Origin of the sequence: Candidatus Laterigemmans baculatus (assembly GCF_010367455.1) — a bacterium.
GTDB classification, from domain to species: domain Bacteria; phylum Planctomycetota; class Planctomycetia; order Pirellulales; family Pirellulaceae; genus Laterigemmans; species Laterigemmans baculatus.
Map to the genome: position 1 here is coordinate 53,203 of NZ_WRPR01000005.1, position 22,539 is coordinate 75,741.

Genomic DNA, 22,539 nt, shown 5'->3' on the forward strand with positions numbered 1-22,539 from the left:
AAGTACGCTCGCGCATGGTGCCGCAGGTAATCGGTCAAATCGAGGGAAGAGTCCATGGGAAGCTCAACTCTGTCGCAGTCGGAGGCGATACGGGACTCGCAGAAATCGCTGCAGCTCTGGGAAGGTTGACTCCACATCCAGGTGCCGCAGATTCAGCCAGCTGACAATGGCAACGGTGCTGATCCCTAGCCCGATCGCGACGGGCATCGACGGACGCAGCAGGGACTGAGCTAGCAACAGCAATAAGGCGCCGCTGACAAGGGTCGCGGCCGATTGTGCAAACCGAGCATCCATGGCGGCCACATGGCCACCGCGGACCAGCACCACCTGGTGCAGGAGATTCTGGAGCAACAGCGTCCCACACGTGGCCCATGCTCCACCCACAGCACCATAGCGCGGAATCAAGATGCAATTGGCAGCGATCGCTAAGGTGGCAGCCGCCACGTCGATGATCACGATCGATCGGACGCGGTTGTAAACCCGCAGCGTCAAGGTATTGAAACCAAAAACGACATGCGCGTAGCAACCCAGGGAGAGGATCGCCAGGATGCTCGCGCTCCCCGCGTATCGATCGCCAAACAGCAGAGTCGTGGTCGGATAGGCCAAAGAAAACGTGGCGATAAACAGGGGAAACGTCAGCACCGCCAACCAAGTGGCGTTCTGCCAGTAGAGGTCGCTAATGCTGCGGTGATCATCTCGGGCGAACAGGCGCGCCGCCGTCGGAACATACAATGTTTTGAAACTATCAAAAACAATCATGTTCAAGCGAGCCACGGGAAAAACAGCCCGAAACGCTGCGACCGCTGCGCTGCCTACGAAAAACTCCAGCAGAAAAACAACCACCGCTGCCCGCGACATAAAGACCAAGTCCGAACTCAGCAGCGGGAGGCTGAACCCATACACATCGCGAATGGGCAATTGGCACTGGCCCCAGGCAAAATGTTCCGCCAATCCCCGGCTCCGCAGCACTTGAAGCAACACCACCAGGGAGATCATCAACCCCACGATTCCTGCACCTAAATAGGCAAATGCCAGCACCTGCACGTTGTTGCTGAACAGCATCACGGCGCAGACCGCAGCCAACTTCAGTAGGGGGCCGAGGAGATGCCGACGAAAGAAGACCGCTCGCGCTCCTGCAAAAACCGCCAGCATCTTTTCGATGACGCTCTCGAGCGCCTGCAAGGGAGCAAGCACCACCAAGATCAGCAGCACCGCGAGCGAGAGCGGACTGCTGACAAGCTCCGCTCGGATGAATCCCTGCAGGGCAAAAAGACTTACGACGACCGCGGCTCCGAAGAGCGCGATGGAACCAAATCCGAGGAGGATGCCACCAAACAGCAGTCGATAATCTTTTTGCTCCTGATAGATGGGTAAATACCGGCTGAGCCCCTTCCCCAACCCCAGCTCGATCAACGTCGAAAGCAATGCGACGGTGGCCAGCGCATAGGCAAAAGCCCCAAAATCCCCAACCGTCAGCATTCGCACGATCAATACTTGGACCACGAAGTTGATCACGACTGACAGTCCACGTCCCAACAGGAGTAAGCTCGATCCCCGCACGTGTTTCCGTGTGCTCTTCAGGGGCGCGGGAGTGGATTCAGTCGAGCGGGGCATTCCGAGCGGATCCTTGCGGGGCGTCAGACGGCGTGGGGGTTGGGAACACAGGAGCTGGCCAGCGAGGCTCGGGGAGCTCTTGGCGGGGCGAGCGGGTGGCGGAGCGCGAACTGGCGGCCCAGGTAGCTTGTCGCATCGCTGATCGCGAGGATCAGCCAAAAGTAGCGGGCATAAGAAAAATGCAGAAAGAGCGAGGTCGCCACGTAGCTGGCCAGCGCCAACAGAAAGCCGGTGGCCCAGTTTGCCAGCTGCGGATCGTGGACTTGCCAGATCCGGCGGGTCTGCACCAAGCCGCGAAAGGCGGCGCCGAGCATGGCGAGAAAACATACTAAGCCTGGCAAACCATGTTCGGCAGCGAGCTGGAGGTAGAGGCAATGGGCTTCGCGCGTTCCCTCCAGGGCTCGCAGCCCACCATCATTGCCGTAGGCTCGCGAGTAATGGTTGAACATCCCCGGCCCGACCCCGGTCAACGGGTAATCGGCGGCGACTCTTGCCGCGGCAAACATGACTGTCAGCCGCCCCCGGGTCGCACCGTCCAACTCACCCTCGGCGGTGTGCCCCGAGACGGCCACGTCGACCAAGGATTGGATCGATGCCAGGCGGATGAGGTATTGGGGCGAGGCCACAAGCAACAGCAGTGTGGCGAGCACCAGCACGAGGAGATGACGGATCCGCAACTGGCCCATCATCGTCATCAGCACCAGCATCAGGGCAAAGGCCACCGCCGTGCCGCGAGAAAATGCCAAGACGCAGCCAGCGGCGCTCAGCAACGTCGCCACCGCGGCCCAGGCCTGCCGCTTTCTCGAAGTCTCACTGAGACAATAAAAGTAACCGAGCGGCACCAGCATCAGCATGATTTGGGCGTACCGGTTCTGCTCGCCCACCGGCCCACACAGCCGAGCTTGGCGGTGCTCGACCCCGTCTTCGGCGACCGCAAACCCCAGCCCAGGAACCTGAGCAAAACCTCCGTAGTGATTGTCGAACGTCCGCGTGGCCTGCTGGTATACCGACAAGCCTCCCATGAAGCCGCCCGCCAGGAGCAGCGCCCCGATGGCCCAGCGGAGCGTCGTTCGGCTGCGGATCACGTTCGTGATGACCACGTACAGCGCCAGCCCCTCGAGCACCATCGTCTGCACGTTCTTCCAGGCCTCCTCGGGATACCGCGCGACCAGCACCCCCAACGTCTGGACCAGCATGAACAGCAGAACCCAAGGGAGCGTGCTGGTGAGGATGAGCGGCCGGCCGTCGAGCAAGATGTAGCGGAGCAGCGGGATCGCGAGCACCGCCGGGAGCAGCGCCGCGGCGGGACCGGGAACGCCATGGAACCGCACGGCCACCACGGCGGCGTTGCTGTAGAGAATGAAGATCACCTGAGGGATCAGCCCCTCGGACCAAACCACCGTCAGCAGGACGGCCGGCACGGCCGCTCCCGCCAGCAGCGCCAGCAGCGGCTGGTCCAGGGCGATCGCCGCCACCGCCACCATCGCCACCGAACCGAGCGCCAGCCAACCGCCGGCAGGCCCGGCCAACAGCCACGGGATCTGGCTGGCGGGTGGGGCTAACGGGCTAGCGCCAGCTAGTCCGGCAGCACCGCCGCGCCCGGTCTTGCAGGGTGGGGGCGGGGTGCTCATGGAGCCTCCGACCGGCTCGTGGCGACGGATGCGGGTCGCTGCGGTTCCCAAAGCACGACCGATTGGCCGCGGGCGAGCCGCCACCAGGCGATCAGGCAGGCGAGGTTGACCATGCAGAAGTAGGCGGGGACGGTCAGCAGTTTCCCGGCCCGCCGCCGGCCGACGGCGGCCACGGCGCCGGCTACGGCCAAGAGGTAGAACAGCGTCTGAAGGACCGCCGCAGCCTGATACCACGGTCCTTGCTCCCAGAGCAGCAGGCTGCCGCACCAAAGTCCCAGCAGCGGGACGAACATCACCCGTCGCAGCAGCTTGTGCGAGAACAACTGCAGCGAGTAGAAACCGTACCGCCAGGGGTTCAGCAGCGAACGCCTCCGCAGCAGACTGCGGAGACCGCGGGTGATGACGCGAACTTTGCGAGCGAACTCCGACTGCTGCGACTCGGCCACGGGCTCCCAAGCCACGGCCTCCTCGGCGAATACCAGCCGATAGCCCTGCTCGATGACGCCCGTCGAAGTGACGAAATCATCGGTGACTCCCTCCGGAATCTCCTCGAACAGCTTCCGCCGAATCGCGTAGATCGCCCCGGTCGCCGAGACCGCATGCCCGCCGCGACTCTCAGCCCGCTTCAACCAGCGGTCCAGACTCCAGTAGCTCCGCTCCCCACATCCGTCGGCGTCCCCGCGCGACGGCAGGTACCGCTGGTCCCCGGCCACTCCGCCGACCCCGGGATCGGCAAAGGGAGCCACCAGCTGCCGCAGCGCGCGGGCTTCCAGCATGCTGTTGGCATCGGAGAACACCAGCACCTCGCCGCGGGCGACCGCCACGGCCGCGTTGAGCGTCCGCGCCTTTCCGAGGCGAGGCAGTGCCAGCAGTTGGACGCCGCGCCCAGCATAGCTCTCGGCGATCGCTTCGGTGCGGTCGGTGGAACCGTCCGAGGCGATCCACACCTCCAACCGCTCGCGCGGATAGTCGAGCCCAAGCACGTTCTCGAGCTTCGCCCCGAGGCTCTCCGCTTCGTTGTGAGCGGCGATGATCAAGCTGACGCTGGGGATCGAATCCGCAGGGTCTGCATTTCCGCAAGCGAGCGGGTCTTTGGCAGCGATGGGACGCGGCAGGAGCCACCCCCGCAGCAAGACCAGCAACGGAAAACCGGCGTAGGTGTAGGCGATCGCTGCGGCCGCGATCCAAAATGTCCATTCGGCTGTCATCGCGGGATCCTCCACGCCGCCGATACCCTCGACCCCTGCGACTCCTCGAGTCCCTGCAACTCCTCGAGTCCCTGCGACTCCTCGGGCCCCTGCGACTCCTCGGGCCCCTGCGACTCGAGTTCCTGCAGATTGCGAATCGCAGCGATCAACTGGGCGGCGCAGCGGTGCTGATCAAACTCGGCTTCCACGAAGCGGCGGGCGGCGGCGGCCAGACGATGCCGCTTATCGGTGTCGGAGGCGAGTTCAGCGATTGCCGCAGCGATCGCCGCAACTTCGCCGGGGGGAACCAACAGACCGGTGACCCGGTGCTGAACCAGTTCAGGAATTCCGGAAAGCGAGCTGGCGACGACCGCGATTCCCGCGCTCATCGCTTCCATCAAGGCCACCGGGATTCCCTCGCGGCGCCCATCCGGAGTCGGCACGCTGGGGGCCACGACGATGTCGGTCCGCCGCAGGAGTTCCACCAGCCTCTGGCGGGTACACCGGCCATGGAACAAGACGACCGGGTGCACCTCGCACTCGAGCGCCTCGGCGCGGAGCATCGCTTCATCCGGACCGTCTCCGATCAGATGCAGTCGAAACCGAAGCCCCTGTGCCCGCAGGATGCCGCACGCGCGGATCAGATGCACCTGTCCTTTGACTTCGTGCAACGTCCCGATGCAGGCGAGCTGCAACGTCGGCGGTGGGGCGGCAGATTTCGCCTGCCGCTCGCCTGCAGGCTCCTGGCCCTCGGAAGCGGGCGACGAATGGGGATGAAAGATTTGGGTGTCGGTACCGCAGTGGATCACCCGCACCTTACTTTCAGATTCGGCACCACACCGCTCCAAGATCAGGCAGCGGTTGTATTCCGAAATGGCCACGACCAAGGCCGCCTCGGCGACTTTTTCCCGCAACATGTGTTGGTCGCGGTGCAGATCCGATCCGTGAGCGGTAAAGCTATAGGGGATGCCCGTCAAGCGATGGATCACCCAAGCGGCGGCAGCGGGATGGCTTGCGAAGTGGGAGTGGACGTGCTGGACTCCTCGCCGCTCGAGATCCCGGGCGAAGGCGACCGCTTTGGGAAACGATGCCAGAAAACCCAGAAGATACCGACGACTCCCCCAGTTCGCGCGAAGCCCCTCCCCGAGCGCTTGGAGATAAGCCCTCGGCCGTCGCAGCAAGGTCGTGAGATTCGTCGCCGCAACGCGGGGATGAAGCAAATTTGCAAAATGCGCCCGCTCGAGATACCGTCGCGCCTCCTCATGCATCACCCGAGTCCGCTCGCGGCGGAGTGGATACAGCTCCAACTGTACCCCAAGGGACTCCACAGCCTGCATCTCGAAGAGCACGAATGTTTCCGTCAGCTTGGGAAACCTCGAAGTCAGATAGGCGATCCGCAGGTCCCGCGGACGAGGCCTCTGCCGATCGCGGCTCTCCTGAGAGCGGACCCGATTCGCTGGCGAATGAGAAAGGGCAGAGCTCGCATCAGACATCGGAGGCGACCTGGCAAGGATCTTTATAAGGCCGCCGGACCGTTTCGCTGTCCTGCCAATCTTGGAGCGCGTCCTGGTTCGGCGACGAGAGCTCGCTGTCTCCCGAACTCGCCCGCATTTGCGACTCGGCGCGTTCCATCAGCTTGACGAACGTGATCTCCTCTTCCGGAAACAGCGAGGTGCCGATCGCGAGATCCAGCCCCAATCGCTCGCGGGCTGCCGCCTTGAGGCGATCGGCGAGCGCACGAGCCGATTCGCGTCCCGCCTCGGGAACAACGGTGAGAAAATGCTTGCCCTGATGGGTGATGATCTCACAACTGTTCAGTTCCCTCGTGAGCAGCTCGGCGATCTTCGCGTGGGCGTAATTGCGAATACAATCGCGCTGCATCGATGCGGTGAGCTGATCGAGACTCCTGTCGAGCGAATCGGCATCGGCCGAAATCGCCAGCAGCGCCAGCGGACGCCCATGCACGCGGGCGCGGCGGATCTCGCGATAGATCTCTGCCTGGCCCTGTTCGAAAGGACGCGTGTTGTCATGCAGATGCGTCAGGAGGGTGGCGATCGCCGCCAAGCGAAGCTCATCGAGGCTTCGGCCAAACTGCTGAGCCAATACGACGGTCAGCGCCGTGGCGGCGAGTTCGGTCACCGTGATCGGGAGGGCGACGCCGGTGATCGGGTAGCCGAGCTGAAACTTCAGGCCCACGACCAGGGGCGTGACCGCGGCGACCACCCCGACTGCCGGCAGCCTCTGCAGCGGCGGAAACACTACCACGGCAGCCGCCAGCAGTGCCGCCAACACATACACGAAGGAAGCGATATTGATCGGCGCGTGCAAGCGTTCGATGTTATACAACACGAACAACCAGCAGAAAAACAGCGCGAACCACATTCGCAGTTTTCTCATCATCGTCAGCATGCCCCTCGGCATTTGAACACGACCACCAAGGTCTGTACGAGGATCCACAGATCCATCGCGATGCTTTGTTGTTCGATGTACTGAATGTCCAGCTTCAGCCGCTCATCAAAGTCGATGTCGCTGCGGCCACTGACCTGCCACAGGCCGGTGATTCCCGGCGTCACCTCCAACCGTTCGGTGTGCCATAACTGGTAGGTACTGGCATCGAAGGACGTGGGACGGGGCCCCACCAGTGACATGTCTCCTTTGAGCACATTGAATAACTGCGGCAGCTCATCCAAACTCGTTTTCCGCAGAACTCTTCCGACCCGCGTGACACGTGGGTCGTCGCCGATCTTGAAATCCGGCCAAGTCAATTCATTCAGATGGATGTACTGGCTCTTCAATTCTTCCGCGTTGGTTAACATCGTCCGGAACTTATACATCCGGAATCGCCTTCCCCCTTGGCCGGTCCGCCACTGGGGAAAAATCACTCGTCCGGGATCGTCCAGCCAGACCAGCGCCGCGCACACCGCCATCAGCGGTAAGGCCAACGGGAGAATCAGCAAACAGATGCCGAGATCCAAGGCTCGCTTGGTGAGCAAATAGCCGGTGCGGACCGGGCGGACCTGGACGGGATTGAGAGTCAATTGCATGGCGGTTCAGGGGTGGGTCGGGTGTGCCGGTGCCAGGGCTCCGGGGAAGGTCGGCCGGCGGTATTCGGCAAACAGGATCAGCCCGCCGGCGAGAGCCAGCCCGACGGCCGTGCAGACGAGACCGAGGATCAAGGGGGAGGGCCAGAGCGGAGAGGAGGGAGCCGTGGGAGCTTCGAGGACCGTGACTTTGACTCCCGAACGACCTTCGGAGACCGCTTGGCTCGCCAACTCGGTTTGCCGCAGCTGGGTCAGCAGCGAGTCGTGGAGCAGATGGACCCGGGCGATTTGGTCGCGAGCCTGTTGCTCTTGCAGCAAGTAGGCGTCGATCTCCTTGGCCTTGGACTGCTCGACGGCGTACAGCTCCGAGAGCCGTTGTTCGCTGGCTTGGACCGCGGTCAGCTGCCGCTGGAGAATTTCTGGTGCCGCCTCGAGCGAATCGTGCAAGGCCGCGTTGAGCGCGCGGACCTGTTCGCGAACCGCCCGCAGCTCGGCGTGCTTGTGACCGAACCGCTCGGCGAGCTCCTGTTCCCGCAGCTCGGCCTCCGAGAGCTGCGCTTGCAGGGCGTGCAGCTCGGTGCTGTCGATCTGAGTCATCTGCGTGAGCATCGTGGCCGTGATCAACCGTTCGCTCGCCGTGCTCCGCGGCGGCGGGACCGGCAGCGCGTAGCTGGCCAGCGCGTGGGGGGCCAGTGCGTGGGGGGCCAGCGCGTCGGGCGCCAGCGCGTGGGGGGCCAGTTCCGCCGGCGTCTCGCGGCGGGCGAGCGACTCGCGGCGGGCGAGCTCCCAGCTCTGCGTCGCCTCGAGCTGGTTTTCGAGCTCGACGCGGTGGTTTCGCATGTCGGTGAGTTTCTGGCCGAGCTGCTGGACCAGCATCAGTTGGACGTCTGCACCGTTTTTGCCGTTGCCCGTCACCGGACTCGCCTTGCGGAGCTCGCGGTAGCTGGACTCGAGATTTTGGAGCTCGCCCCGCAACTCCTTCTCGCTCGCGGCGAGCAACCGGAGCGTCTCGAGCGAGCTGTCCTGCTCGGACTGCTGCAGGTATCGCCGATAGCTGCCGATCACTCCCTCGACCGCTGCCAAGGCATGCGGGATGTCGTGGCTGCGGTACGCGACGCTGATCACATGGGTGCCCATCACCGGATGGACGTCGAGGGCGGCCAGCAGGGCGCGGGTGGGCGAGGCGTCCGGGGCGAGCGGCGTCGGCCACCGAACCGCTTCGGCTGCCGGAGCGACGACCGCCGAGCTTCCGATGATCTCGGCTTGCGTCGCCAGAAACTCCTTCTCCCGCTGCTCGGGAGCCGCGGCCATCGGCAACCCTTGCGTCTCCACGAGCAACCGGGCGCTGACCTGATAGAGCCGTTCGGCGCGAACAAAGTAGGCGGCCCCGAGCGACAGCGAGACCGCTAGGCTGGCTGCGATCCATCCTTTCCGCCGCCAAGCGATGGTCGCCAGCTCGCGAATCCCCAGCCCAGACTCGCTGAGCCCAACCTCGCTGAGCCCCGACTCCCGGGGCTCCAGTTCCTTCGGGGAGGCTGCGTTCGGAGCCTCGGGGACCGCGGCGGGGGGCGGATCGGGAAGCATGGCATCGCTCGCAGGAAGACGCGGAGGAAGTCCACTCCGAGCATCTTTGCACCGGCCGCTCGATTCACAACCAACGCTTTAGTGAAGATCAGGTGAAGGCCGAGTGAAGGATTGGTGAAGCCGCAGCCCCACTCACCAAGCTGCCGCCAACCTGCCACCAGGCTGCCGCTAGGGCGGAGCACCGCCGCTTGGTAGGACTGGGGCTATCAAAAAATCCTGAGCCGACGGCGCTAGCCGCGGGTGCTGTAGCGAAAATCCCGGAGCTGCGAGGCCCGAGGCTAGCACCTACGGCTCAAAAGATGGAAAACCCTGAGCCGACGGCGCTCGGCCGCAGGTGGGTTCCATCAGCCGCCACGCTGCGAGCGTCCGGTTCCGACTGTGTTTTCGGGAACCGGGGGCTAGCGCCCGGCGGCTGAGGAAAGATCCGGGCTAGCGCCCAGCGGCAGCGCCCGGCCTGCTTTTCTCCGGAGATTGTCCGATGCTCACGATCCGCGCGTCCGGCTGGCATCCCGATCTCCCGGATCGGCGGGACTACACCTGGGCCCACGAGCGGGTCGCGGCGCAGCTGCGCATCCTCCCGCCGCTGGCCCTGAACCCTTCCCGCGTCGACTGGAGAAGCTTCTGTTCATCCTGCCCGCAGCAGGGCGACGGGGAGCAGGCCGACGGGGAGCAGGGCGAGCGCGATGACCGCGGGGCAGGAGACCGCGGGAAGGGGGCCCGCAGGGGGGGAGACCGCGGAAGCATCCACTGCTGCTTGGAACTGCTCGAGCAAACGCTCTATCGGTTGCAGGGGAAGCGGCCCGTTTTCTCGCGGCGGTTCGTGCATTACAACGCGTGGCGAACGGCCCGCGCCGAAGGCGGGCCACCGCTCGCGATCCGCACGGTCTGGAAATCGATTCGGCGGATCGGGGTCGTCGTCGATGCGTTCTGCCGCGCGGAGGTGCAAGAGCCGCCGTCGCTCCGCCACAGCCGCTCCGCCCCGGATGCTTTTTCGTACTCCGCGGCCTGCCGCTTTCCCCAGCTCCACTACGTCCGGCTCGACCGCTGCGGGCAGCCGGGCAGCGAGACCCTCGCCTCCCTCCGCTCCTGCTTGGCGGCCGGTTTCCTATGCGTCTTCGGGATTCCGCTCAGCCGCTCCGCGGGGGAGGAAGGGGAGATTGCGTTTCCGACCGTGTTCGACGACCTGCAGGGCGGGCAAGCCTTGCTGGCGGTCGGCTACGACGACCACCGCCGCCTCCGCTCCGATCGCGGCTGTCTGCTCGTGCGGGGAAGCTGGGGACGCGAGTGGGGCGAGGAAGGGTATGGATGGCTGCCGTACAGCTACCTGCAAGAGAAGCTGGCGATGGACTTCTGGACCATCTTCACTCCGGAGTGGCTCGCCTCCGGAGAGTACCAGTCCCCGCTCGGGCCCCTTCCTGAGCCGTAGGCGCTAGCCTCGGGCCGTCGGGCGGCGTCACGGAACCCGCGGCTAGCGCCGTCGGCTCAGGGTTGCGGAACCCGCGGCTAGCGCCGTCGGCTAAGGGTTTCACCGCGGGGCTAATTCCGCGGGCCTGCCCAGCGGGCGTAGGGGATGATCAGCAGATCGTCGACCAAGCGATCGAAGAGTCTGCGGAAATACCAGGCTGAGTCGGGATTGAGGTAGATGATGTCGCCGGGTTCGACCAGCACCGTCTCGCGCGGATCGTAGCGGGCAGCGATCAGGTCGACGAGGATCAGCATCGGTCGTCCATCGGGCATGGTCCGGTGGACGGTGACGGTCGTCGGCGACTCGATCGGATCGATGTAGCCGGCCATGGTGACGGCCGTGACCACGTCGATGTCCCGGTCGCGGGGCAGAATCAATCCGGCTCCGAGTTCCCGCTCGCGATCGCCGAGGGTGAAGCGGACGAGATTCGTCGTGCTCAGTCGCCCCACCACGAAAAAGACTTCGTGCTTGCGGCTCGGCACGAGGACCACGTCTCCGGGGTTGAGCACCACATCCGACTGGTCGATCGCCCCGGGCATCAGGCCGCGAAGCGGAATCCGCAAGATCTTTTTGGGATCTTTGGGATTGCATTCATAGATATCGAGCCCCTCGCGTTCGAGCGGTGGGGCGAATTCGGAATCGGGGGTGCGGCGATGGATTTCGATCACCGCGTCCGCATCTTCGCCCAACCCGCCGGCGGCGGCCAGCGCATGGCCGACATCGTTTTGATATTTGGGCAGCGGATGCACGCCGGGCGAAGCGACCTCGCCGAGCACCAGCACGTCGATGGTCGTCTTCTGAGCGAGGGCGACGTTGATCCGCGGCTCCTTCAAGTAGCCATCGGCGTAGGCCTCGGTGATCACCCGCTGGGCTTGCATCAGGTTCCCGTTACCGACCCTGACCGCTCCGACCAACGGGAGATGCACTTCGCCGCTGGCCATCACCTGGACCTCGAGCGGTTGGGTCTCGCTCTGCGGAAACAGATCCGGGATGGTCACGCGGAGCACGTCTCCCGGTCCGAGCAGATAGTCCGCCGGGGGCTGGGCCGTCAGGTTGGCAAAGTTCAGCGGCATCCCGGCCGTTCGCACGGGCACCCGGAACGAGTCGGGCAGTGTGCTGGCGGGAATCCCCGGTGAATGAAGCGGAGCCCAACAGCCTCCCGAAAGCGCCACTCCGCAGAGCAGCGGCAGGAGGAACAGCTGAGTTCTCCACGGCTGGAGTCCCTTCCCCAACCACAGATTCCTGATCGACCGCTGGCGAACCGTGTACTTCGGAGATTGCATGCCGGTGCTTCCCTGCAAGGAATACTGGCTGACGCTTCCTTGCGTGGCCAGCGGACTGGCCTCGACTCCGAGACCAGCGTCCTGGCACTGCATCGACCGCTCCGCCGCGCGGCGACCACTCTTCTGGCCGGCCGCGATGCATCCATCACGACCGGCGCTTCTGCTTCCGCCCTCCTAAGTGGAATGGGACCGCTCAGGCGGCCTTCGACTCGTGGAGCAGCGACTCCATGGCCGCCGGAACCATGCGAATATTCAAATCGCGCTGCGGGAAGGGAATTTCCAGCCCGACTTCCTTGAACCGCTCGTGGATCTCGGTATTCAGCTCATGGATCGTCCGCACCCGCACGTCGATCGTCTTCAGGTAACAGCGGGCCACGAGCTTCAGCGACGACTCTCCAAATTGGTCGAAGGCAACCACCGGCTCCGGATCGTCCGAGACGTTGGGGTGGTCGCGGCAGATCTGCTCGAGCAGCGTGCAGGCCATCCGCGTATCGCTGCCAAAGGCCACGCCGACGTTGATCACCACGCGGTTGGTCGAGTCGGTCAGCGTCCAGTTGATCAGCCGACCGGTGATCAGGTCCTTGTTGGGGATGATCAGCTCCTGGCGATCCCAGTTGATCACCGTCGTCGCCCGCATCCGAATCCGCTGCACCGCTCCGGTTGTGCCGTCGATCGTGACCACATCGCCAACGCGGATCGGTTGTTCGAACAGCAGAATCACGCCGCTGACGAAGTTCGCGAAAATCTCCTGCAAACCGAAGCCGAGACCGACGCCGAGGGCGGCGACCAGCCACTGGATGCTCTCCCACCGCAAGCCGAGCGTGTTGGCGCTGATGATCGTTCCGACCATCAGCATCACGTAGCTGCTGAGGGTCGCGATCGCGTACCGCGCTCCGCTCTCGAGCGGCAACCGTTGCAGCAGCACCGTCTCCATCAAACCGGGCAGGTTCCGCACCGAGACGAACGTCAGCAGCAGGACCGGCAGCGTCATCAGCACGTTGGCCAGCGTCACCGGAATCGGCTTGCCATCGTCGTCCAGCGCCCCGCTGTCCCAGAGCACCGTTCCGTCGAGAAATTTCACCGCCGGCAGCACGTCGGCCCACATGTACCACAGCCCGACGACGGTCATCACCGTCAACACCGCGTGGATCAACCGCAACGTCTGAGCGTTGATCTCGGTGATGTCCAACTGCGTGTTCTCCGGAGCGACTTCGATCGGAGCTCCGTCGCGGCGCTCCGCCTCGCTGGCTCGCTGCCGCGCCTGGGCCAGGATCAACCGCCGGCGGCTGATCGTCACCCAGCGGCGCATCAATCCCCCGATCACGACCAGCCCGAGGACCAGCCAGAGCGTCCAGTAGAGTTGTTCGGCCAATTGCCGCGCTGAGTAGCTGTAGCCGGCCAGGCTGAGCCCACCGAGGACCAGCGGGATCGCCGTGAGCGCCGGATGCCAGACGTACCGCAAGCGGTCGAGCCAGCCTCCATACCGCTTCTCGATCACCCCGGCCATCAACCCGGTGCGAGGATGCATGATCCGCCATACGGCAAAGGCCATCAGCCCCATCCCGCTGAAAAACAGCGGCCGCGCCAGCGAAGAACTGATGCTCGTCTTGCCGTAATTGAAGGCGATCCCCCAGAGCAGCATCAGCGGCAATCCGATATCGATCGCGAACCGCAGCGAGCGGCGGACGACGTGGGCGTGCTCTTCGCTCAGCCCAAAATGCAACACCGCCAAACCGTTCCGCCGGACCAGCTGACGGGCGAGCTCCAGCGGCAGCACGGCCGCTGCGATCAGCATCAACGCGTTGCCGACCGCCTGCGCATAGCCCGGGGTATTGGAGTCGGTCGTCAGCCGCCAACCGGGGATCCCCAGCAGCACGACCAGCGGCAGCGACAACAGCCCGCACCGCCAGATCACCGCCATCGTCGGCCGCATCGAAGTCTGATTGCGTTTGGCGGCGACCTCTCCGATCGCCGCAACCTGCCGGCGAAGCCGGGACCCAAAGCCGATCAACAACCCGCTCAAGATCAGCCACAGCAGGACGATGTCGGGTCGCCGCAGCGCTTCATAGACCGCCGTGTCCCACAGCGAGCGGAGATTGGCCGGATGCATCAGCTCCTGAAACGACGTCCAGGCGAGGGCGGGGTCCGAGAGCGCGTACGGCTGGGCGTTGCGAATCCACAGCACGTTGCTGTCGATCTCGTTGCGGAACTCGGCGGTGGTGGTGAGGACCGTCTCCAGATGCGTTTCCAGATCGATCAAATCCATCGTGTACTTGTCCACGTCGCGATGGATCTCCTGCAGCTGTGCCAGCTCGCGGGAGGCGACCGCGTTGGCGACGGCCGGACGGAGCGACCGCATCCCAGCGTCGCGTCCCTCCATCTCCTCGATCATCATTTCGAGCTGGGCCTTCAGCGATCCCATCTCTTCAATCTGCACGTCGATTTCGGCGATCTCCGCCTGCAGTTGGCCGCGGATGGGCAACTGCGTTCGCTGCCGCTGCAGCTTGAGCCCCAATCCACTCCGCAAGCTGCCATTGCGAGCCAGATCGCGTAGGATCTCGTCGCGGGTGGCCTTGAGATCCGTCGCGAGTTTCTCCGCCTGAGCTTCGGCGGCGATTTTCTCCCGCTGCACCTCGCCGTGGTTCTTCACCAGCTCGGTCCACTTGGGGCCGAGCTTCAGCACGGTCGAGGAATCGGGATCGACGCCGTTGTCGAGCAGCAGCTTCCGGTGCGCCTGGAGCGCCTCCTCGACTTTGCTCTCGCGCCGACTGCTGACCGCTTGCGTCAGCGTCGCAATGATCTTCTCGAGCCGAGCGATCTCGCGGTCGTAGACTTGCAACCGCAGCGGCAACAGCTCCTCGACCGCCTCGGCGGTGCGTTGATCCTGTTGGTGCAATGCCAGCCATTCGCGGATCAATTCGACCCGCGCCGTTCGCTTGATCCGCCGCGCGATGATCAACCGCGGATCGGTCTTGTCGTCGCTCTCGGTCGAGGCCTGGCTCTCCAGTCCCTGCAGTTCCGTGCGGAGGTCGGCGACCATCTGCGGCGACTGGGCCCGCCGAGTCTTGCGATCGGTGATCTCGATCTGCGTCTCGGAACGGCTCTTTTTGACCGCTGCGAGCAGCGCCTCCTGCTCGGCCTTCAGCTCCCGAACCGTCTCCAGCGGCGTGCCGATCGACACCTGCGGGGCCGGCGGCGGAGTGCGGTCCAGCTCGGCTTTGAACTTCTTGATCTCATCCGGAGCCGACGCAGCTTGCTCCTCGTAGCCGGTGCGGCGGGCCCGCGCGTCGTCGAGCAGCTTGAGGGTCTCGATCAGCTTCTCGAGCTCCTCGGTCAGCTGCGCCTTGAGCTCGGCGGAGAGCTCGGTCGATGCGGCGACGTCGGCCAGCCGCTGCTGACTCTCCTCGATCGTCGGCAGCGCGATTGCCGGGGCGGCGCCCGAGTTGCCCCCACTCGCGCTGCCCCCACTCGCGTTACCCGGGGCCGCAGCCGCTCCCGGTGCCTCGACTGGCTCGCCGCCGGCCGGGCGGGACAGTCCGCCGTGCAGCAGAATGCTGAAGAAAAACAGAAATCCGACGATCCGTCGCCGCTCGAACCCAACCACGATCACCCGATGCCTCCCTGCATTGCGGTAACATGTAGGACCGATTGTCCGCAAAATGCAGCTCGACCGAAAGCCCAACACCACACCTCCCCCCGGAGGTCGTGCAGTTTTTAGCCCCCTCTCGTGGGAAGGGCGGGTTCAAAAATGCGTGCCGCGCAGGAGGACGAGGTCTAGGGCTCCCGTGGCGATGGGCCGTTCCGATTGAACCCCGCCCCCTCCGCGGGACGTCTTCTATAATGGAGGCCCCCACTTCCCCCTCCCGCAAAGCCCTCTCTCCCGCAAAGCCCTCTCCCCCCTCAAAGCACGAAGAGATGCCTGATTCGACTCCGCAGACCTCGGTGCCGCGCTGCATCCGCCTCGGCAGCCTCCTGCTCGTCACCCTCGCCCTTGCGATCGCTCCGCCGCCCGATGCCCCCGCCCAGCAGGCCGCCGCCCAGCAGGCCGCCCCATCGCCCGCCGCTGAAGGCGCCGAGTGGCCGGTCGACCGGGGAACATTCGGAGCGACCGGGGCCGTACCTCAGACGCTGCCGCCGAACCTGGTCGAGCTGTGGCGGTATGAAGCGGGCGAGCCGGTGGAGACGACTGCCGTGGTCGCCGAGGGGCGGGTATTTTTCGGCGACGTCGACGGGGTGCTGCACGCGATCGCGCTGGCCGATGGAGCGGAGCTGTGGAAGCTGAAAACCGAAGCGGGCTTTCTCGCTTCCCCGGCCGTCGCTGGCGATCTGCTGGTGATTGGCGACCTCGACGGGGTGGTGCATGCGATCGATCCGGCCAGCGGCAAGCAGCGGTGGAAGTATGCGACCGAGGGGCAGATCGATGCCGGCGCGGCGATCACCGACGAGGCGGTCTTGGTGACTTCGCAGGATGGCAACCTGTACGCGCTCGGCCGCAAGGACGGCCAGCTGCGGTGGGTCTACGAGACGGGCGACCAGATTCGTTGCCGGCCGACGATCGCTGGCGACCGCGTGTTCCTGGGCGGCTGCGACGGAAGGCTGCACAGCGTGACGCTCTCGAGCGGCAAGCAAGCGGCCGAACCGCTCCCGCTCGACGGGCCGACCGGCAGCACTCCGGCCGTCGTCGGCGACCGCGCCTTCTTGCCCACCCAAACCGGGTCGGTGATGGCTTTCGATTGGCGAGCCGGAAAGACGCTGTGGTCGTACAGCGACCCGGAGCGTCCGCAGGAGTTCCGCAACTCGGCCGCCGCCACCGCCGATCGAGTGGTCGTCGCCAGCCAAAATCGCCAAGTCATCGCCTTCGACCCCAGCTCGGGGAACGTCCTCTGGAAACGCAGCCTGCGGCGGCGCGCCGATGGCTCACCGGTGATCGCCGGGGAAGATGTTTGGGTTGCCGCATCCGACGGCCGCTTGTACCGCTTCGCTCTGGCCGACGGCGAAGAAAAATGGCAGTTTGAGGTTCGCGGCGCGTTTGTCGCTCCCCCCGCAATCGCCGGAGATCGGCTGATCGTCGCCAACGACGACGGAGTGGTGATCTGTTTTGGACCTCCCCGGAGCTAAGCGCCCGACCCTCCCGGGGGAAGGGTGATTTTCTGACAGAGCCCAAGCCCCCACGCGGACCGATCGAACACGAATCCACTGACAACGGGAACGCCCCTCCTATGGCTACCGACGCAAAGAAGACGGAAGTCGGCTCTTACTTCATCTCCAACTACCCTCCGTTTTCGCAGTGGAACCGCGAAGCATTGCCGGAGATCGAAGCGGCCCTGCATGCACCCCCGAACGTCGACACGCCCCTCGGGCTGTATTTGCATATTCCGTTTTGCCGCAAGCGTTGCAAGTTTTGCTATTTCAAGGTTTTCACCGATGTGAATGCCAAAGAAATTCAACGCTATGTCGATGCCCTGGACCGGGAAATCGAATTGGTTAGCCGCTTGGCGGTGATGGGAGATCGCCCCTTCCGCTTCGTCTACTTCGGCGGCGGCACGCCTTCCTTCCTGAGCCCGAAGCAGCTCGCGTCGCTCGCCGAGCGGCTCCGCGGGCATATCACCTGGGACGGGGCGGAAGAAGTCACTTTCGAATGCGAGCCCGGAACGCTCAGCGAGACCAAGGTCAAGACGCTTCGCAATGAATTGGGTGTGACGCGGCTGAGCCTGGGAGTCGAGAATTTTTCCGATACGCTGCTCGAGGAGAACGGCCGAGCGCACCTTTCCAAACAAGTCTATAACGCTTGGGAATGGATCGCCGCGGCGGATTTTCCCAATGTAAATATCGACTTGATCAGCGGGATGGTGGGCGAGACGTGGGAGAACTGGCGAGACAACATCACCAAGACGATCGAGCTGGCCCCGGAGAGCGTGACGATTTACCAGATGGAGTTGCCGTTCAACACCGTCTACTCCAAAGACATCCTCGGCAATAAGGTCGAAAGCCCGGTTGCCGATTGGCAGACCAAACGCGACTGGGTCGACTTTGCATTCAACGAACTGCAGGCGGCGGGTTACTCCGTCTCGAGCGCCTACACGGTCGTGAAAGATCCGTCGAAGGTGAATTTCTCGTATCGAGATAATCTTTGGAAGGGAGCAGATCTGCTGGCCACGGGGATTGCCAGTTTTGGACACGCCTCGGGCGTGCATTACCAGAACGTCGCAGGGATGGAAGATTATCTCACCACCTTGGAACGAGGCGAGCTGCCGCTCGGTCGCGCCTATCGGCCGACGCCGCATCAGGCGCTGATTCGCGAAACGATCCTGTTGCTCAAACGCGGCTATCTGGACTTGAACTACTTCCGCGGTAAATTCGGCGTCGATCCGCTCGTGGAGTGGAAAGGGGTCTGGAACGAGTACGTCGAAGACGGTCTCGCCACGATCGAGGGTGACCGCGTCACGCTGACCCGGGAGGGCTTGCTGCGAGTCGATTCGCTGCTGCCCGCGTTCTTTGAACCCGAACACCAAAACGTTCGCTACACCTAAGCCGCCGTATGCCGCGCTCCGACACGCTGGTCTTCCTGATGGGCGAATACCGAGCGGAATTCCCCACCGATCGCCATTACGCGACGAACCACATGTGGGCCCTTTCCACCGGCCCACAGCGGTACCGCTTTGGGCTAACCCGCTATGCCGTCCGGTTGCTGCAGGACGTGTACTTTTTGGACTGGACGGTCGAACCTCCCACGCTGCTGGGCCACCGCCAGCAGATCGGTTCGATCGAAAGCAAGAAAGCTGAGTCGGATCTCTACGCGCCGCTCGCCGGTCGTTTGGTGGCGATCAACGCCGAGTCGCTCGACGATCCGAGCGCGATCAACGTCGATCCCTATGGAGAAGGGTGGTTGATCGAGATCGAATCCGAAGCGGCCGGACTTCTCTCGCCCCAAGCCTATCTTGAGCATCTCGAGTCGGCATGGAAAGTCGCCGAGCGGACGATCAAAGGCCAGATTCAGTAGCGCCAGGTTAGTCGCCACGCGTCGCATCCGGTGAGCCGTAGGCGCTAGCCTCGGGCCCAATCCGGTCCGCGCCGTGGGAAAATTTCGCGTTGCAGCGGGGTTCAAACATGAGTTCGATCCGCTGGACAGCGCGACGGAACCCGCGGCTAGCGCCGTCGGCTCAAATCAAAACGGCATTGGCAGCCACCCGGTGGAGCCGCGCGCTCAATCGCTGGCGTAGGGAATCGGCAGGTCGTTCAGCTCCGCCATCGCGTTGCCGGCGGCGTGCTGCTCGGCGTCCTTTTTGTTGCGGCCCCACGCCGGCGCGAACGTCCGCTCGCCGATCACCGCCACCACCTGGAACGACTTGCTGTGATCCGGACCGGCTTCGCTCAGCAGGCGGTAGATCGGCGTGCTTCCCATTACCCGCTGGGCATGCTGCTGGAGGGCCGACTTGTAGTTGCCCCCACTCTGGCCGCTCACGGCCATCCGCACTTCCTCGGCCATCCACCGGTGCAGCAGCGGGCGGACGGCTTCAAGCCCGCCGTCGAGGTAGATCGCCGCGACGACCGCTTCGAACACGTCGCTGATGAGCGACTTCGGGTAGCTGCGATTCCGCGTGACCCCTTTGCCGACGATCAGGCACCGGTCGAGCTGCAAATCCTTGGCGATTCCCGCACAGGTCCGCCGGCTGACGACGGCCGATTTGATCTTCGTCAGATCCCCTTCGGAATAATCGGGGTACTCGCGATAGAGCCAATCGCAGACGAGCATTCCCAGGATCGCATCGCCGAGGAACTCCAGACGCTCGTTGCTCGCCAAGCGATGCGAGGCACCCGAAGCGTGCGTCAACGCTTCCAGCAGTAGCTGAAGATTTTGGAACCGATACCCGACCAGCGTCTGACACAGCTCGAGTTTCCGCTCCTGATCGTCGCCTCCGGAAGTCATCCCCGCCATGCTCTCGGCAGGATCCTCGTGGCAGCAGGGGAGTCGAGGCCCTTCCATCTCGGCGGGGGACGGATTCGGATCGGCGGGAGCGGTCACGGGAAACGCAATCGAATCGTCGGATGCACAGCGCGGAGGACGCCTCGTCCCCACAGATTTTTGGACGCTCTAAACCTATCCCCGAGCCGTTAGCAAAGCTAGTGCCGCTCGGTGCCGACTCAGTACTCAGTACTCGGTCAGTAGGCCGCGGCGTGGCCATCGGCTCTCGGTTCGGCGACGGCAGTGATCTGCCCCGCCTCGGCCCCTGAGAATTCCGTGATGGCGATCGCTTGAGCGGTGGCCAAGCCGCTGCTGCGGCGGATCGAATGGCCGAGTTGGGCGAGGCCATCGACGATCCGCTGATCGAGCCGCTGCTCGACCCACAGCTCGTTCGGTCGCCACTGTTGGTGGATTCGCGGGGCAGCCACCGCGGTGGCGAGCGGTTCGTCGAGGGCTAACGCGCGAAGCACGATCTGGGCAGTGGCAGTGATGATGCGCGGTCCGCCCGCGGCACCACAGGAGAGAACCGGCTGGTCGCCCCGCAGGACCATCGTGGGACTCATGCTCGAGAGCGGGCGTTTGCCTGGAGCGGGCGCGTTGGCTTCGGTGCCGATCAACCCAAACGCGTTTGGGACTCCTGGGGCAATCGCAAAGTCATCCATCTCATTGTTCATCACGACCCCGGTGCCGGGGATCACGACTTTGGAGCCGAACGTCGTGTTGACGGTCGCCGTGATCGCCACCCAATTCCCCGCCTCGTCAGCGGCCGTCAAATGGGTCGTGTGCCGCGGCAAGCGGCCGAACAGGTCGACCCCCACGCCCGGTGGCCCACCGGCGGTGACGACCGGAATTCGCCCCTCCGGATCGATCATCGCCGAACGCTTGTCGAGATACTCCTCGTCGAGCAAGCCTCGCGGGACATCAGCAAAGGCGGGATCGCCGAGCCACACCGCTCGATCGGCGAATGCCAACCGCATCGCTTCGGCGACCACGTGGTAGTAGGCGATCGGATCCTCGTCGTACATCGACGCCAAGTCGAAACGCTTGAGCATTCCCAGAATCTGAGCGACGTGGATTCCCCCGCTGCTCGGCGGCGGAAAGCCGAGGATGCGGTGATCGGCGAAGGCACTCTCCACCGGCTCACGGTGCCGGATGCGGTAGTGCCGGAAATCTTCCTCGGTGATCATCCCGCCATTTTCTTGCATCCACCGCGCGGTCAGTTCCGCCATCCGGCCGCGATAGAAAGCGTCCGGCCCGTCGCTCGCCAACTCCTGGAGCGTCACCGCCAGATCGGGCTGGACCAGCCGCTCTCCCGCTTTCCGCGGCTCCCCGTCGGCGTCAAAAAACACCTTCCGCGAGCCCTCGAACCGCCCCAGCCGCTCGGCGCTCGAAGCGATCCGAGCTGCATAGCGAGCATCGATCGGAAAACCTTCCGCCGCTTGTTCGGCCGCAGCCAGGGCGGCGGATCTCCACCGCCCGGTCCCCAGCTCTTCACTCAGCCGGTGGTAGGCGGCGACGGCTCCGGGAACTCCCGAAGCGAGCGCGCCGGTTTGGCTCAGCGATGGATCGGGGCGACCATCGCGAAAGAACATCCGCCCATGGGCCGCTGCCGGCGCGGTTTCGCGGCCATCGATCGCCACGACCTCCCCATGGACCCCGCGGGCCAAAATAAAACAGCCACCGCCGAGACCGGAATTGCCGCCGTCGACAACCGCCAACATCAGCGCCGCGGCAACGGCCGCGTCGACCGCGTTGCCCCCTTCTTCCATCACTCGCAGTCCGGCGCGGGTCGCGATCTCGCTGACCGTCGCGATCGCGCCTCGCGATCCACTGGCGACGTGCTCGACGCCCCCCGTGACTGCTGGAGGCGATTGGGCGCGGAGCATCGCCGGCAGGCTGGCCACCGCGGCCGCGGAACATCGGAGCCACTCTCGACGGTCGATTCGCACGGTTCACGCGGGGGCTAGAGGAGCTGGAGGCCTTGAGGAACCCAAAGACTATCGACCCGATCCGCTCGCCGCCTGCACGACCGCTCTCCCAATCCGCACCGCTCGCCCACTTTACCTCTCCAAAGAAGGGGACCGATCAGTCCACCTCGGGGGGACGCTTGAACTTGAACAGCATCGTCTTCCCTTCCTTGGTCGATTTGAACGCGGTGGGCCGCTCGCCGCCGGGGAGGGCATAGCAGAGCGTGAGCTCCTTTTCACTGACTTTGTAGATCCCCAGGACCTTCGATTCCTCGCGATCGGGCATCGTCGAGGTCATTGTGATCGCGGTCGGCTTGGCCGAGGGATTATAGTCATAGGTACAGCGGTACAGCTCCGCTTCGTCTTTGTCGACCACGCTGATCGAGTCGGCGCGGACGATCATCCGCGATCCGCGGATCTGCTCCTTCGGAATCGGCTGGCCCTGATTGACACCGCTTTCCATCAGCCAGATGCCGGCCAATTGGGGATCGGTCGCGGGCGCCCCCGGTTCTTCGGGTGCCAGCGGTTTGTTGGCGACCGAGTGGAGACTGAGGGCGACGGTCGCGGAAGCGGCGAGCGCAACGATGACGAAATAGCGGCTGAGCGAACGCATGAGAGAACTCTCGACAGTCGAAAAGGGTTCAGCAAAAGACGAGAGAACCCCCCGAAAATAAGAGGGGGTTCGAGCGACCACCGCTCCAGTGGCGACCGCGCGAACTCCCAGCAAACGCAAAGCGTATGCCGCTATAAGCCGCCGCTCAGGCTCTGGCTAAAAACTGCACGACCTCCCCGGGAGGGCAATTG

General features: G+C 64.4%; 16 protein-coding genes. 4 read left to right on the plus strand and 12 right to left on the minus strand.

The annotated features are described in order from the left end of the window. Positions 1–63: 63 nt before the first annotated feature. The 7 genes from GNK13_RS00700 to GNK13_RS00730 are packed head-to-tail and all read right to left on the minus strand — an operon-like array spanning position 64 to position 9,057. The gene (locus GNK13_RS00700) at positions 64–1,614 is read right to left on the minus strand and encodes an oligosaccharide flippase family protein (RefSeq protein WP_236010295.1); all 1,551 of its coding nucleotides are present in this window, start codon (positions 1,612–1,614) and stop codon (positions 64–66) included. Between the two features lie 23 nt (positions 1,615–1,637). Then, on the minus strand, positions 1,638–3,245 hold the full coding sequence (locus GNK13_RS00705) for an O-antigen ligase family protein (protein ID WP_164100510.1): 1,608 nt from the start codon (positions 3,243–3,245) through the stop codon (positions 1,638–1,640). Next, complete coding sequence (locus GNK13_RS00710) at positions 3,242–4,453, minus strand: glycosyltransferase family 2 protein (RefSeq protein WP_164100511.1); 1,212 nt, start codon at positions 4,451–4,453, stop codon at positions 3,242–3,244. The genes GNK13_RS00705 and GNK13_RS00710 overlap by 4 nt, the downstream gene beginning before the upstream one ends. Next, on the minus strand, positions 4,450–5,925 hold the full coding sequence (locus tag GNK13_RS00715) for a glycosyltransferase family 4 protein (RefSeq protein ID WP_164100512.1): 1,476 nt from the start codon (positions 5,923–5,925) through the stop codon (positions 4,450–4,452). The genes GNK13_RS00710 and GNK13_RS00715 overlap by 4 nt, the downstream gene beginning before the upstream one ends. Then, the gene (locus GNK13_RS00720; RefSeq protein WP_203545328.1) at positions 5,918–6,814 is read right to left on the minus strand and encodes a GGDEF domain-containing protein; all 897 of its coding nucleotides are present in this window, start codon (positions 6,812–6,814) and stop codon (positions 5,918–5,920) included. The genes GNK13_RS00715 and GNK13_RS00720 overlap by 8 nt, the downstream gene beginning before the upstream one ends. 20 nt (positions 6,815–6,834) lie before the next feature. After that, the gene (locus GNK13_RS00725) at positions 6,835–7,476 is read right to left on the minus strand and encodes a sugar transferase (RefSeq protein WP_164100514.1); all 642 of its coding nucleotides are present in this window, start codon (positions 7,474–7,476) and stop codon (positions 6,835–6,837) included. Positions 7,477–7,482: 6 nt separating this feature from the next. Then, a complete protein-coding gene (locus GNK13_RS00730; protein WP_164100515.1) occupies positions 7,483–9,057 on the minus strand; it encodes a GumC family protein in 1,575 nt (524 codons plus the stop codon). A gap of 478 nt (positions 9,058–9,535) precedes the next feature. Between GNK13_RS00730 and GNK13_RS00735 the strand changes: the two genes are divergently transcribed. Beyond that, a complete protein-coding gene (locus GNK13_RS00735) occupies positions 9,536–10,483 on the plus strand; it encodes a C1 family peptidase (RefSeq protein WP_164100516.1) in 948 nt (315 codons plus the stop codon). 110 nt (positions 10,484–10,593) lie between these two features. On the opposite strand, the gene GNK13_RS00740 is transcribed toward GNK13_RS00735, so the two are convergent. Together GNK13_RS00740 and GNK13_RS00745 are read right to left on the minus strand one after the other, a co-directional pair. Next, positions 10,594–11,898: a polysaccharide biosynthesis/export family protein gene (locus tag GNK13_RS00740; protein WP_164100517.1), complete on the minus strand. Its 1,305-nt coding sequence runs from the start codon at positions 11,896–11,898 to the stop codon at positions 10,594–10,596. Positions 11,899–11,998: 100 nt separating this feature from the next. After that, positions 11,999–15,415 carry a mechanosensitive ion channel domain-containing protein gene (locus tag GNK13_RS00745; protein ID WP_164100518.1) on the minus strand — a complete coding sequence of 1,139 codons (3,417 nt, stop codon included), beginning with the start codon at positions 15,413–15,415 and terminating at the stop codon, positions 11,999–12,001. Between the two features lie 305 nt (positions 15,416–15,720). Here GNK13_RS00745 and GNK13_RS00750 point away from each other — a divergent pair, with 305 nt between their 5' ends. The 3 genes from GNK13_RS00750 to GNK13_RS00760 all read left to right on the plus strand — a co-directional run bounded on the left by GNK13_RS00750 (position 15,721) and on the right by GNK13_RS00760 (position 18,805). Next, complete coding sequence (locus GNK13_RS00750) at positions 15,721–16,923, plus strand: outer membrane protein assembly factor BamB family protein (protein ID WP_164100519.1); 1,203 nt, start codon at positions 15,721–15,723, stop codon at positions 16,921–16,923. Between the two features lie 101 nt (positions 16,924–17,024). Beyond that, complete coding sequence (locus GNK13_RS00755; protein ID WP_164100520.1) at positions 17,025–18,335, plus strand: coproporphyrinogen-III oxidase family protein; 1,311 nt, start codon at positions 17,025–17,027, stop codon at positions 18,333–18,335. Between the two features lie 8 nt (positions 18,336–18,343). Next, positions 18,344–18,805: a glycine cleavage system protein H gene (locus GNK13_RS00760; protein ID WP_164100521.1), complete on the plus strand. Its 462-nt coding sequence runs from the start codon at positions 18,344–18,346 to the stop codon at positions 18,803–18,805. Between the two features lie 204 nt (positions 18,806–19,009). Here the strand turns inward: GNK13_RS00760 and rnc are convergent, their stop codons facing one another. From rnc to GNK13_RS00775, 3 genes are all read right to left on the minus strand, one after another. Next, entirely contained in the window at positions 19,010–19,741 is a 732-nt protein-coding gene (gene rnc, locus GNK13_RS00765; RefSeq protein ID WP_235934697.1) for a ribonuclease III, read from the minus strand. A gap of 224 nt (positions 19,742–19,965) precedes the next feature. Then, positions 19,966–21,717, minus strand: coding sequence for a gamma-glutamyltransferase (gene ggt, locus GNK13_RS00770; RefSeq protein ID WP_164100522.1), 1,752 nt, complete (start codon positions 21,715–21,717; stop codon positions 19,966–19,968). Between the two features lie 136 nt (positions 21,718–21,853). Then, positions 21,854–22,348, minus strand: a complete 495-nt coding sequence (locus tag GNK13_RS00775; RefSeq protein ID WP_164100523.1) for a TIGR03067 domain-containing protein — start codon at positions 22,346–22,348, stop codon at positions 21,854–21,856. Positions 22,349–22,539: the final 191 nt, after the last annotated feature.